Source organism: Bremerella cremea, assembly GCF_003335505.1.
Taxonomy (GTDB): Bacteria; Planctomycetota; Planctomycetia; order Pirellulales; family Pirellulaceae; genus Bremerella; species Bremerella cremea_A.
This window is the reverse complement of sequence record NZ_QPEX01000046.1, coordinates 30716-44079: the sequence shown is the minus strand read 5'-3', so window position 1 is coordinate 44079 and position 13364 is coordinate 30716. Positions and strand designations below refer to the sequence as shown.

9 protein-coding genes are annotated in these 13364 nt (G+C 53.8%); all 9 read left to right on the top strand.

Going from position 1 to position 13364, the window contains the following annotated elements:
- Positions 1–74 precede the first annotated feature (74 nt).
- Positions 75–539 (top strand): preprotein translocase subunit SecE, encoded by a 465-nt coding sequence (gene secE, locus DTL42_RS23920; RefSeq protein ID WP_114373056.1) that lies wholly within the window; start codon positions 75–77, stop codon positions 537–539.
- 82 nt (positions 540–621) lie between these two features.
- A complete protein-coding gene (gene nusG / locus DTL42_RS23915) occupies positions 622–1482 on the top strand; it encodes a transcription termination/antitermination protein NusG (RefSeq protein WP_234824346.1) in 861 nt (286 codons plus the stop codon).
- 161 nt (positions 1483–1643) lie between these two features.
- A complete protein-coding gene (gene rplK / locus DTL42_RS23910) occupies positions 1644–2069 on the top strand; it encodes a 50S ribosomal protein L11 (RefSeq protein WP_114373054.1) in 426 nt (141 codons plus the stop codon).
- Between the two features lie 52 nt (positions 2070–2121).
- Complete coding sequence (gene rplA, locus DTL42_RS23905) at positions 2122–2799, top strand: 50S ribosomal protein L1 (protein ID WP_114373052.1); 678 nt, start codon at positions 2122–2124, stop codon at positions 2797–2799.
- Positions 2800–2857: 58 nt separating this feature from the next.
- Positions 2858–3382: a 50S ribosomal protein L10 gene (rplJ, locus tag DTL42_RS23900; protein ID WP_114373050.1), complete on the top strand. Its 525-nt coding sequence runs from the start codon at positions 2858–2860 to the stop codon at positions 3380–3382.
- A 133-nt stretch (positions 3383–3515) separates the two neighbouring features.
- Positions 3516–3929, top strand: coding sequence for a 50S ribosomal protein L7/L12 (gene rplL / locus DTL42_RS23895; protein WP_114373048.1), 414 nt, complete (start codon positions 3516–3518; stop codon positions 3927–3929).
- A gap of 354 nt (positions 3930–4283) precedes the next feature.
- The gene (gene rpoB, locus DTL42_RS23890; protein ID WP_114373046.1) at positions 4284–8033 is read left to right on the top strand and encodes a DNA-directed RNA polymerase subunit beta; all 3750 of its coding nucleotides are present in this window, start codon (positions 4284–4286) and stop codon (positions 8031–8033) included.
- A gap of 131 nt (positions 8034–8164) precedes the next feature.
- Complete coding sequence (rpoC, locus tag DTL42_RS23885) at positions 8165–12610, top strand: DNA-directed RNA polymerase subunit beta' (protein WP_114373044.1); 4446 nt, start codon at positions 8165–8167, stop codon at positions 12608–12610.
- A gap of 331 nt (positions 12611–12941) precedes the next feature.
- Positions 12942–13310: a 30S ribosomal protein S12 gene (gene rpsL, locus DTL42_RS23880; RefSeq protein WP_105330870.1), complete on the top strand. Its 369-nt coding sequence runs from the start codon at positions 12942–12944 to the stop codon at positions 13308–13310.
- Positions 13311–13364: the final 54 nt, after the last annotated feature.

The window sequence follows — 13364 nt, the reverse complement described above, 5'->3', positions numbered from 1 at the left end:
CACACCGGTAAACGACAACCTGCAGTTGCTAGGCGTCGTCGCCGCGGCAAGAACGCCAAAGACTGAGAGTGACCATGGCCAAGGAGAAGACTGTCGGTTCCGCTTCCCTGCTTACCGAGCTGGTTCAAGCGAATCGATATAAACGAACCCAGGGTAGGATTGCCCGCCAGGCCACCTTGCTGGCGATTTGGGTTTTGATTTTGATTGCTGCGTATCAGCTGTTTCAGCAGCTGGATACTTACGTAGTGATGGTTTATTATGGACTGCAATACGCTATTTCTGGTGCATTAGTAGTCGTTGGTTTTTGGATTGCTTATCGACTGATCAATTGGCCGACTTTTGCGGACTTTTTGATCGCAGTTGAAGCAGAAATGAATAAAGTGACTTGGCCTTCCAAGGCTGAGTTGTGGCGAAGTGTCATTGTGGTGATCGCGTTGATTTTCATCCTGGCACTGTTGCTGTTCACCTTCGATTTCTTGTGGATCACGATTTTTAAGGCCATTGGTCTTATTCCCACAGCTTCCAATCCAGGTGCATAGCTAACGGTCCTAGCGGAATTGCGAGTAACCGTTTCCTTCGCAGATAGGCCCGGTATTAAATTACCGGTTAAGGTTTAGATTCGTGGTAAGCACTGCAGACAATTCGTTTGATCCGGATAAAGATCCCGAAGCATCGGAGATTCAGCCGGAAGTTGATGCGACGCCGGAAGACGTTGCCGACGATGCTGCCAGCGCTGACGCCTCGATCGACGAAGATACGGCTGAAGCGGTCGATGACGAATCGACAGGCGAAGCTGAGGCCGGTGATTCCGAACTTGCTGAAGAAGCTGCTGTTGAAGAGCCTGCTGTCGAAAGCAAGGTCGCTGCTACGCCTGCTAAGGGCAAGAATCGCGGCCCGATCGAAGAGATCACGGAAGAAGACGAAGCCGCTGAAGCCGCCGTCGATAAAGAGTGGTATATCCTCAAGGTGCAAAGCAATCGCGAGAAGTCGATTTGCAGTAACTTGCTTCGGCGAGTGAAAATGGCAGGCCTGGAGAATTACTTTGGCGACATTCTTGTTCCCACGGAAGACTTGGTGGAATACAAGAACGGCAAGAAGAAGGTAACCAAGCAAAAGTTGTATCCCGGCTATATCGTCGTGCATATGGCTATCAACGACGAGACCTGGTTCCTTGTTCGAGAAACGGGTGGCATTGGCGATTTCACCGGAGCCGGTGGTAAGCCTGTGCCCATGCTGCCACACGAAGTGGATCGCATCGTTAAGAAGTCACGCAAGCCTGAAGAAGGCGAACAAGAAGAAGTTAAGACGAACATTCGCTTTAAGATTGGTGAACATGTTCGGATCACGGAAGGGACCTTCGAGAACTTCGAAGGAGACGTCGAGTTGATCGACGAGACCAATGGTCGGGTTACGGTCATGATCAATATTTTCGGCCGCACGACACCTGTGGAGATGGAACACTGGCAAATGGAGCCAGTTTAGTCCCGCATCAGTCGGACCGGTGGTCGATTCTTCTATCTCCCCTTTGGTGGCGGAATTTGAGAATAACCCTCGGGGCCTTTGTTTACTAAGCACACGGTTTTCATAGCACACGGTTGCGTTTGTCCTTAACTGGGAATAATCGCAACTCGGGAAATAGCAAAATGGCACGGGAACAAGTAGGTCAAGCGAAATTTCAGGTCCCCGGCGGTCAGGCCACTCCGGCTCCTCCGGTTGGTACCTCGTTGGGTCGTTACGGCGTGAATCTGGGTCAATTTGTCCAGCAGTTCAACGACAAGACGCGTGAATTTAACGGCATGCCTATCCCGGTTGTCGTGACCGTTTATAACGACCGAACTTTCGAGTTCATTTGCAAAAGCCCACCTGCTGCTGCTTTGTTGAAAAAGGCTGCTGGTTTGGCCAAGGGAAGTGGCACCCCGAACACTAAGAAGGTTGGCAAGGTGAGCCGAGAGCAGATTGAAGATATCTGCAATCAGAAAATGGCTGACCTGAATGCTCGTGACCTGGAACATGCTCGCCGGATGATCGAAGGAACGGCTCGGAGCATGGGCCTAGAAGTCACCGAGTAGTCCCCGCCCTTACTACTGCGAACATTATCTCCCTTTAATTTGGCGATTGACGATGGCTAAACAATCCAAACGATATCGGGCTCTGGCCGAAAAAGTGCCTGGTGACGCCCTCACACTCAAAGACGCAATCGTGCTTTTAAAGTCGTTCAACACGACGAAATTCGATCAGACGGTCGAAATTGCGATGCGATTGGGTATTGATCCGAAGCAAGCCGATCAGTTGGTGCGTGGTGCCCTGGTTCTTCCACATGGTATCGGCAAGATTCAACGAGTGATCGTCTTTGCCAAAGGGGACAACGTCGCGACCGCTCAAGAAGCCGGTGCGGACGAAGTCGGTGCAGAAGACTTGGCTAAGAAGATCAAAGATGGCTGGCTAGACTTCGACGTCTGTATTGCCACGCCTGACATGATGGGCTTGGTTGGTCCTTTGGGACGCGTGCTTGGCCCTCGTGGTTTAATGCCGTCGCCTCGTGCTGGCACGGTTACGCCGGACGTGGCCCGCGTCGTGAAAGAATACAAAGCAGGTAAAGTCGAATTTCGTAACGACCCAGCAGGCATTGTGCATGCGGTCGTTGGACGTCTCGGCTTTGAAGCGGGCAAGTTGGAAGACAACATCCGCGCCTTTGTTGATCATATCAATGGCCTGAAGCCGCAAGCGGCAAAGGGCACCTATGTTCGTAGCGTCAATTTGAGTGCCACAATGAGCCCTGGGGTTCAAGTCGCTCTCTAATTGGTCCCTCATCCGCAAGGCGTTACGCCAACACACATCGTTACTGAAGCCCTGAGCCATGAGTAAGTATCTGAAAAACCTGGTGATCTCCGACTTGTCGAAACGACTCGACGGAGTGAACGACCTGTTGGTGGTCGACGTCGTGGGTATGAATGCGGACAAGACATTTACTGTCCGTAAGCAGCTCCGCGAGAAGGGCTTGAACCTTCTTGTCGTGCGTCGCACTTTGGCTGCCAAGGCTTGCGAAGGTACTTCGCTTGCTCCTGCCTTTGAAGGCTTGGAAGGTAGCACGGCCATTGTTTGGGGCGGCGAAGATTTCGTCGACTTAGCAAAAGAGGTCGTCAAGCTAAATGATGACGACAAGTTCCCTGGCTTCACCGCCAAGGGGGGCGTCATGGATGGCGAATCCTTGACATCTGACACTGTCAAAGCGATCAGCAAATGGCCCAATCGTGCCGAACAACTGTCGCTCTTGGTTGGTCAGATCTTGGGTCCTGGCCGAACACTGGCAGCTCAAATCAAGGGCCCAGGTGCCAAGTTGGCCTCGCAAATCAAGCAGGTCGGCGAGAATCAAGAAGACTAGGCTCCTTCCCCTCGGCAAAGCGTCGGTTCGGCATTTGCCGAAAACCGCGTTTACCTAACCACAAAACATCCGTATTCCCTGGCGCAGGCGGGTCCGTTCCCCTGCAAATCGTGTTGAAAGGATAAGATCCGAAATGTCCGAAGAAGCAACTGCAACCGTCGAAGTATCCGAAGAAATCAAAGGCCTGGGCGATCAGATCGCTGGCTTGACCCTTAAGCAAGCCGTTGAACTGGGCGACTACCTGAAAGACGCTCACGGCATCGAAGCCGCTGCTGGCGGTGGCGTCATGATGGCTGCTGCTCCTGGCGAAGGTGGTGCTGCCGCTGCCGCCGAACAGACTGAATTCGACGTCGTTATGACCGACTTCGGTGCTCAGAAGATCGGCGTGATCAAGGTCGTTCGTGGCATCACCGGTCTGGGCTTGAAAGAAGCCAAGGACATGGTTGAAGGTGTCCCAAGCAAGATTAAAGAAGGTGTCTCGAAAGAAGACGCTGAAAAGGTCAAGAAGGAACTGGAAGAAGCCGGCGCCGTCGTCGAAATCAAGTAAGACGCGTTATTTGGCTGATTTCCTGTTTTCACTCAGGCGTTGCCTCGCCTATACTTAGAGGCAACGTCGCGAGGTGTGATTTTGAAGTCTTCCGGATCTTCTTTTTCTTTTGACTGCATGGATGGGAATCAAGTAAGAGTGCGCGCCTGCCTAAGCAGGCGTGCTAGCTTGCTGCCTGCAACTTACGCGCACTCAGTGACGCACTCTGATTTGAACATCTATTGTCCGCCCGTACTACCGCATGCTTTCTCGCTATTTGACACGGACTCCAGGCTGAACCCCTGATCGTAGTCTGCGCCCAATGGTGTGAAAGCATGTTGTTTTTGAATTGCCGCCCAAGGAGTCGCGTCGCTTATGGCTACCTCGTCGCAACGACGGCTGGAACCTAATGAAGTTCGTCGGTTTGGAAGTCAGTCGATCTATATGGCTCCGCCAGATCTGACAAAAATCCAAACCCTCAGCTACCAAAATTTCCTGCAAGCTGAGGTCGAGGCGGAAGCTCGCGATCCAGAATTGGGCATCGAAAGTGTCCTGCGGGAAATCTTTCCGATTCAAAGTTACGACGGACAAAACCAGCTCGACTATGTTCGATACGAGTTGGGCAAGCCGCGATATACGCCAGAGGAATGCAAGCAATTGCGGCTTACCTATGGGCGTCCGTTCCGAATTTGGCTTCGCTTGAATAAAGAGGAGCCCATCGAGGAAGAAGTGTACCTCGGCGACCTGCCGGTGATGCTCGGTGGTGGTGAATTTATCATCAACGGAGCGGAACGGGTGGTGGTTAGCCAGTTGCACCGGAGCCCTGGTGTCGACTTCGTGCTCGAGCAAGATACGACCTCGGACAAGAAATTGCCGAGTTGCCGTATTATTCCCGAACGCGGTAGCTGGATCGAAGTCAACGTCTCGAAGAAGGACTCGCTCACGGTCCGGATCGACCAAAGCGGTAAATTTGCCGCCACGACGTTGCTGCGTGCCATGTCGCCAGAGTTCAGCAGCGATGCCGACGTGATTCGTGCCTTCTACGAATCGACGGTCGAATCGGTCAAAGATGGTCGTAGTGTTGCGAAGATCGAAAACAAGATCGCGGTCGACGACATTATCTATCCCAGCAGTAGCGACCGTGCTGGCGAAATTATTCTCGAAGCTGGCCAGAAGATCAGCCGCAATATCGCAGAGCTGATCTGTTCTGCTGGTATTGATGAAGTCGAGGTCATGGAGCCTCCGAAGACGCAGCTTATCTTCACTGCCTTGGCGGAAGATAACACGTCGAGTCACGAAGAAGCCCTCCTTCGAATTTATCAACGACTGCGTCCAGGCAACCCGCCGCAGTTGGAAAAAGCAAAGACGCTGTTTGGCGAAAAGTTCTACGACGAAAACCGTTACCGTCTCGGTCGCGTTGGTCGTTTCCGTATGAACCGAAAGCTCGGCCTCGACGTGGAAGAAGGGAAGCAAACGCTTCGCCCTGAGGACTTGATCGCCGCAATTCGGTACATCCTGTATCTCTCTTCAGGTGACAAACGGGCCCGCATCGACGATATCGACCACTTGGGTAATCGGCGTTTGCGAACCATCGACGAATTGGCCTGCGATGAAATGCGAAAGGGCTTCCTGAAGCTACGTCGTACGGTTCAGGAACGAATGAGCCTGAAAGACGCGGAAGACATGACTCCGCGTAATCTGGTTAACCCGAAAAGCATTTCTGCAGCGATTGAATACTTCTTTGGTCGCGGCGAACTGTCGCAGGTGGTTGACCAAACGAACCCACTTTCTATGCTCACGCACGAACGTCGCCTTTCGGCTCTCGGCCCTGGCGGTTTGAATCGTAAGCGAGCTGGTTTCGAGGTTCGCGACGTTCACATTTCGCACTATGGCCGTATCTGTCCGATTGAAACGCCGGAAGGTACGAACATCGGTTTGATCTCGAGCTTGGCTCTCTACTCATCGGTGGACGAGTACGGCTTTTTGATCACGCCTTATCGCAAGATTACCAATGGTAAGATCGATAAGGGCTTCGTTTGGCTGCGTGCCGACGAAGAATCGGATGCCCTGGTCGCTCCGGCAGATACTCCGACCGATGACGAAGACGTGTTGCTGGGGGATTTGATTATCGCCCGTTATCGCAGCGACTTTGAAATGGTCGCTCCGACGGAAGTCGAGTATATCGACGTGGCACCTTGCCAGATGGTGGGTGTTTCAGCCGCTTTGATTCCGTTCCTGGAACACGACGATGCGAACCGCGCGTTGATGGGATCCAACATGCAGCGGCAAGCCGTGCCTCTGTTGGTTGCCGAACCGCCGATCGTCGGTACCGGTGTCGAACGTGACGTGGCCATGAACTCGAGCATGATTGTTCGAGCCAAGTACGATGGTGTCGTGAAGTACGTTGACGCTTTGAAAGTGATCATCGAACGAAGCGGTGTCGCCGAGCATGCCGAAGACGTCTACGAACTGCGGAAGTTTGTGGGGCTCAACGAGCGTACCTGCTTGAACCAGCATCCTGTCGTGAAGATGGGGCAAAAGATCACCGCTGGCGACGTGTTGGCAGATGGTGCCGCAACCCACGGTGGCCAGCTGGCTCTCGGTCGAAATGTGCTGGTCGGCTTTATGTCGTTCGACGGGTACAACTACGAAGACGCGATCATCATCAGCGAAGAATTGGTCAAGCAAGACGTTTATACCTCGATCCATATCGAAGAGTTCGACGTTGAAATTCGTGAGACCAAGCTGGGCCGAGAAGACTTCACGCGAGATATTCCTAATGTCTCGGAAAAGATGCTTCGCAATCTCGATGAAAACGGGATTGTCCAGGTCGGTACGTTCGTGAAACCAGGCGACATTTTAGTCGGTAAGGTTTCGCCGAAGAGCAAGACCGAGTTGACGCCGGAAGAAAAGCTGCTGCACGCGATCTTTGGGCGTGCCGGTGAAGACGTCAAAAACGACTCGCTCGAAGTTCCCTCCGGCATCGAAGGGATCGTGGTGCAAGCCGAGAAGTTCGCTCGCCGCATGAGCCTTTCGGACGACGAACGGAAGGCATTCGAGAAGACGTTGAAAGACGCCGAGACGGAAGGCAATGCCGCGATTGCGGAGTTGTTCGCCGAGTTCGTTGGCGAAGTGGAAAAGATTCTCGGCAAGACGGTTACCGATGAAGACGGAACTCCGCTCACGCGAGATCAGGACAACAAATACATCGCGGAACAAGCTCAGCAGTTCCGTTTGTACAAAGTCTTGGAATCGATCAAGAACGACGAACGCATCAGCGGCGTTCGTCAGCTGTATGCGGCCAAGTGGCCCGCAATTGAGCTCGCCATCGATCAACGTGATCGCAAGCTTAACAGCATGAAACGTGGCGACGAGCTTCGTAGCGGCGTGCTGCAGATGGTTAAGGTTTACATCGCCACCAAACGAGTGATCTCGGTGGGTGACAAGATGGCCGGTCGCCACGGTAACAAGGGTGTGATCGCCAAAATCTTGCCAGTGGAAGACATGCCGTTTCTGGCAGATGGAACGCCGATTCAAATCATGCTCAACCCGCTAGGCGTGCCTAGCCGTATGAATGTTGGGCAGATTTTGGAAACCCACTTGGGTTGGGCTGGGGCGAAGCTTGGCTTCCAAGCGATCACGCCGGTCTTCGATGGTGCCTCGGAAGAGATCATCAACGACTGTCTGGAAGAAGCTGGTTTGCCACGTCACGGTAAGGCGCGTCTGCACGATGGCCGTACCGGTGAAGCCCTGAACCAGGAAACGACCGTTGGCTACATCTACATGCTGAAGCTGCACCACTTGGTCGACGACAAAGTGCATGCTCGCAGCACTGGGCCTTACTCGCTCATTACGCAGCAGCCACTTGGTGGTAAGGCACGCTTCGGTGGTCAGCGATTTGGGGAAATGGAAGTGTGGGCTCTGGAAGCCTACGGTGCTGCCTACATCCTCCAAGAGTTGCTTACCGTTAAGAGTGACGACGTCGAAGGACGTACGAAGATTTATGAATCGATGGTCAAGGGAGAAAACACGCTAGAAGCCGGTACGCCCGCGAGCTTCGACGTGTTGACCAACGAGATTCGAGGGCTCGGGTTGAACATGCAGTTGGAAAAGCGTCGCCTGTAAAACAGAGACGCGGCAACTGAGGCGGGAATGGTTTTCCGCCACAAGACAACCCGCAGTCGGTTGAAAATGTTGACCGGCTGCATCGGCACCAAAACGATCATCCAGTGGGATTAGAATAAGGAGCACGGGCCATGAGTATTCTCGAAAGCTCTTACGACCGCATCAACGATTACACGGCGGTTAAGATCAGCCTCGCACGACCGCACGATATTCGCAGCTGGTCGTTCGGTGAAGTCAAGAAGCCGGAAACCATCAACTACCGAACCTACCGTCCTGAAAAGGATGGTTTGTTCTGCGAGCGGATCTTCGGCCCAGAAAAAGACTGGGAGTGTGCCTGCGGTAAGTATCGCGGCATGAAATACAAAGGCATGATCTGCGATCGCTGTGGTGTGAAGATCACGCACAGCCGTGTACGTCGCAAGCGCATGGGGCACATCGAACTCGCTGCCCCGATCGTGCATATCTGGTTTTTCAAGGCCATGCCCAGCCGCTTGGGTAATTTGTTGGCCATGAAGACCTCGAGCCTGGAAAAGGTGATTTACTTCCAGGATTACGTCGTTGTCGATCCCGGCAGCACCGATCTCGAAAAATTTCAAACGCTGACCGAAGAAGAGTACCGCGGTGCTGTCGAACAATTCGGTTCCGGCACGTTTGAAGCAGACATGGGTGCCGAAGCTGTTCGCAAGTTGCTGCAAGGTTTAGACCTGGTTCAACTTTCGATTGACCTGCGCAAGGACCTTCACGAAACCGGTTCCAAGCAAAAACGGAAAGACCTGACCAACCGTCTGAAGATTGTTGAAGCGATTCGCGATAGCGACAACAAGCCGGAATGGATGGTGATGGACGTCATTCCCGTGATTCCTCCAGACCTGCGTCCGCTGGTTTTGTTGGATTCCGGCAACTTCGCCACTTCTGACTTGAATGACCTCTATCGTCGTATCATCAACCGCAATAATCGTTTGCGGAAGCTGGTCGACTTGAACGCGCCGGAAGTCATCATTCGCAACGAAAAGCGAATGCTGCAGCAATCGGTGGACGCTCTGTTCGACAACAACCGCTGCAAACGCCCGGTGCTGGGTAGCAGCAATCGTCCGCTGAAGTCCTTGACCGACATGATCAAGGGTAAGCAGGGGCGCTTCCGTGAAAACCTACTCGGTAAGCGAGTCGACTACTCGGCACGTAGTGTGATCGTGGTCGGTCCGCGGATGAAGCTGCACCAATGCGGTTTGCCTAAGAAGATCGCCCTAGAGCTCTATCAACCGTTCATCATCCGCAAGCTGAAAGTGCTCGGTCACGCCGACACGATCAAGAGTGCGAAAAAGATGCTCGAGCGGAAGGATGAAGAAGTTTGGGACATCTTGGAATCGGTGATCCAGAATCATCCGGTTCTCTTGAATCGTGCCCCTACGCTTCACCGTATGGGTATCCAAGCGTTTGAGCCAACTCTCGTGGAAGGCAACGCGATTCACTTGCATCCGCTGGTGTGCAAAGGGTTCAACGCCGACTTCGACGGCGACCAGATGGCGGTTCACTTGCCTCTTTCGATTGAAGCCCAGGTCGAAGCTCATACCCTGATGCTGGCGACCAACAACATTTTCGCACCGTCTAACGGTAAGCCGATCATGAGCCCGTCGCAGGACGTGGTGATGGGTTGTAACTTCATCACCGTCAGTCTGCCGAATCGTCCCGGCGAAGGCATGACCTTCTCCTCGATGGATGAGGCCGACTATGCGTTCGCTCAAGGGATAATCGACTTGCACGCGGTGGTCAAAGTGCGTTTGCCAGAGGGGCGTAAGCTCAAGGGCGAAGACGACGAGCAAAGTAGCACTCGAATCATCGAAACAACCTTCGGGCGAGTTCTATTCAATGAGATGTTGCCGCCGGGGATGGACTTCTACAACCACTCGTTGGGTAGTAGCGAGCTTTCCAAGGTGATTTCGGACTGTTACCAACGTCTGGGACGTCGGGCCACGATCAACCTGCTGGACGATATGAACCAGCTCGGTTTCCGTGAGTCGACTCGTAGCGGTCTCTCCTTCGCGACCGACGACTTGGTGACGCCAGACTCGAAGCACAAGATCATCGCCGAAGCTGAAAAGAAGGTGATCAAATACAAGAAACTGTACGAGCGTGGTGTGATCACCGACAAGGAACGGGTCAACCAGGTTCTCGACGCTTGGACACATGCTCGTGAGCAGATTACTGCCGAGATGATGACCGAGATGAAAAACGACGACCGTGGTGGTCACGGCTACATCAACCCGGTGTACCTGATGGCCGACTCTGGTGCTCGTGGTGGTACGGAACAGATTCGTCAGCTGGCCGGTATGCGTGGTCTGATGGCCAAGCCGAGTGGTGAAATTATCGAAACGCCGATCAAATCGAACTTCCGTGAAGGTTTGACGGTGCTCGAATACTTCTCCTCGACGCACGGTGCCCGGAAGGGGTTGGCCGATACGGCGTTGAAGACGGCGGACTCTGGTTACCTCACGCGTAAACTGGCCGACGTGGCCCAGAACGTGGTGATCACGCAAGACGATTGCGGAACCACCCAAGGGATCACCAAGGGAGTTATCTACCGTGGTGAAAAGGTGGAAGTCTCTTTGGCAGATGCCATCAAGGGACGTGTAAGCCGCCAAAGCATCGTCAACCCGATCACCGACGAAGTGATTGTGCGTGAAAACGAAATGATCACGCCAGATACGGCTCGTAAGATCGAACGGATGGGACTCGAACGAATTCAAGTTCGTAGCCCAATGACCTGCGATAGCGGCCTCGGCTGCTGCAAGGCCTGCTACGGCATGGATATGTCGACCGGCGATCAGGTCGAAGAAGGTATGGCCGTTGGGATCATCGCCGCTCAAAGTATTGGGGAGCCAGGTACGCAGCTGACCATGCGTACGTTCCACATCGGTGGTGTGGCCGTTACCGATACGGAAGAGCACGAAAAGAAGACCAAGCGTGGTGGTTTCGTCAAGTTTACCCGTATGCGTACGGCGACCAACGACGAAGGCAAGAACATCGTGCTCACCCGTAATGGTGAAATCACGATCGTCGATGCCAAGGGTCGTGAAATCGAAAGCTACGACGTACCTACCGGTGCGATCTTGGAAGTCAAAGAGAACGAAGAGGTCAAGACCGGTCAGGTTCTCTGCTCGTGGAATCCCTACTCGATTCCGATCGTTGCCGAAGTCGGCGGTCGCGTCCGTTACGAGGACGTGGTTGAAGGCGAAACGATGATGATCGAGCACGATGCCACTGGCTACGCTCGTCGCATGATTACCGAGCACAAGGGGGATTTCCATCCCCAGCTGGTCATCGAAGACGAAGACGGCAAGCCGCTCGACGTTTACTACTTGCCTGAAAAAGCGATCATCGACGCCGAAGAAGGGGCCAACGTTTCTGCTGGTACCACCGTGGCTAGTACGCCACGTGAATCTGGCGGTGTGAAGGACATCACCGGTGGTCTGCCGCGAGTCACGGAAATTTTTGAAGCTCGTAAGCCGAAAGATCCAGCCGTGATGGCAGAGATCGATGGTGTGGTCGAGATTCTTTCCGAGAAGAAGCGTGGCAAGCGTACGATTGTCGTCCGGAACGAATCGGGGATCGAGCGTGAGCACTTGGTGCCTCACGGTAAGCGATTCCTCGTCCACACCGGTGACTACGTACGAGCTGGTCAGTCCTTGATTGACGGCCCGTTGGTCCCGCACGATATTCTTCGGATCTCCGGGGAAGAAGCGGTCCAGCAATACCTCCTGCACGAAATTCAGGGCGTGTATCGCAGCCAGCGGGTGGAAATCAATGACAAACACATTGAAATCATCGTCGCCCGCATGTTGCGGAAGGTGATGGTCGATTCGGCTGGCGATACGAGCCTGTTGCCTGGTTTGGTGATGGATAAGTTCGACTTCCGCCGTGCCAACGATCAGCTTTCCCGCTGCTTGAAGATCTCCGGGACTGGCGATTCGCAGCAGTTCACCGAAGGCATGATCGTGCCAAAGGAAGCTCTCGAACAAGAGAACAGCCAGATCGAAGCGTTGGGAGGAAACCCAGCCAAGGGTAGCAAGCCTGCTTCGGCAAGTGCTTCGACCCAGTTGTTGGGGATCACCAAGGCTGCCGTCCAAAGTTCCAGCTTTATCTCGGCGGCGTCCTTCCAGGAAACCACCAAGGTTCTGACCGAAGCGGCCCTGGCCGGTAAGATCGACGAACTGATCGGTTTGAAGGAAAACGTGATCCTCGGTCACTTGATTCCTGCCGGTACCGGTTTCCGTTCGTTCCAAGACTCGGAAGTTCGGATCAATCCAGAAGCCCTGGCTGAACTGGCCTCCCGAACTCGCGAACGGACCTTGGAAGACAGCTTCCCGCTTTTGCAGGATAGCAGCGAAGGTGGCCAGCCAGGCCCGGCGGCAATTTCCGAAATGGCCCCTGCCCCAGGTTTAGAAAGCCTGCTTGGCGGTGCCGGACCGGTTCCTGCCACGGAAGGGCCAGCCTACGGCGAACCTCAGCCGCCTCAAATGCCGCCGCCTCCACAAGTTGGTGGCGATGGATTTGAGCCTGGCCCTGAAGACGAGTTGTAATCAATTAGCGATTGGGTAAGTACCAACTACGAGCCCAAATCGTCAAAATAGAAACAGCTTCACGGTCATGCTGGCATGGCCATGAAGCTATTCGAGACGCTTCCTCCAGGGATCTAACCAGCTTCTGCCGCCTAGAAGTTACGACTAAGCGGAAAGAATTGGCTCCTGGGAGCAAAATACCGGTCTGTTACCGCCTCATTACGGGTTGACAGTTTTCGGTGATCGGATAATTTAAAGGGCTTCCCATAAACCTTGGGAAGCGACAGTAAGCACACAGAAATTCGGCCGCTTCATCACAAAGCGGCCCAGATTAGAAGCGACGGCCTTTTGCATGCCTACCATTAATCAGCTTATTCGACGTCCGCGGAAGAAGAAACGTAAGTTTTCCAAGTCTCCCGTTTTGGACAAGTGCCCGCAGAAGCGTGGTGTCTGTTTGCAGGTTCGCACGATGACCCCCAAGAAGCCGAACTCGGCTTTGCGGAAGATTGCTCGTGTGCGGCTGTCAAATCAGAAGGAAGTCACCGTGTACATCCCCGGTGAAGGCCACAGCTTGCAGGAGCACTCGATCGTGCTGGTTCGCGGTGGTCGTGTTCGCGATCTTCCTGGTGTGCGTTACCAGGTCGTTCGTGGTGCTCTCGATGCGTTGGGCGTCAACGGTCGTAAGCAGTCGCGCAGCCGCTACGGTGCCAAGAAGAGCTAGGCGTGTTGTTTCAGGATTAACCTGAGGCATCGCTTAGATTTCTATTACTACAAG

Bases quoted from the DNA above. Each gene is read 5' to 3' on its own strand.
- secE (WP_114373056.1), top strand. From the start codon at position 75: ATGGCCAAGGAGAAGACTGTCGGTTCCGCTTCCCTGCTTACCGAGCTG.
- rplK (WP_114373054.1), top strand. From the start codon at position 1,644: ATGGCACGGGAACAAGTAGGTCAAGCGAAATTTCAGGTCCCCGGCGGT.
- rplA (WP_114373052.1), top strand. From the start codon at position 2,122: ATGGCTAAACAATCCAAACGATATCGGGCTCTGGCCGAAAAAGTGCCT.
- rplJ (WP_114373050.1), top strand. From the start codon at position 2,858: ATGAGTAAGTATCTGAAAAACCTGGTGATCTCCGACTTGTCGAAACGA.
- rplL (WP_114373048.1), top strand. From the start codon at position 3,516: ATGTCCGAAGAAGCAACTGCAACCGTCGAAGTATCCGAAGAAATCAAA.
- rpoB (WP_114373046.1), top strand. From the start codon at position 4,284: ATGGCTACCTCGTCGCAACGACGGCTGGAACCTAATGAAGTTCGTCGG.
- rpoC (WP_114373044.1), top strand. From the start codon at position 8,165: ATGAGTATTCTCGAAAGCTCTTACGACCGCATCAACGATTACACGGCG.
- rpsL (WP_105330870.1), top strand. From the start codon at position 12,942: ATGCCTACCATTAATCAGCTTATTCGACGTCCGCGGAAGAAGAAACGT.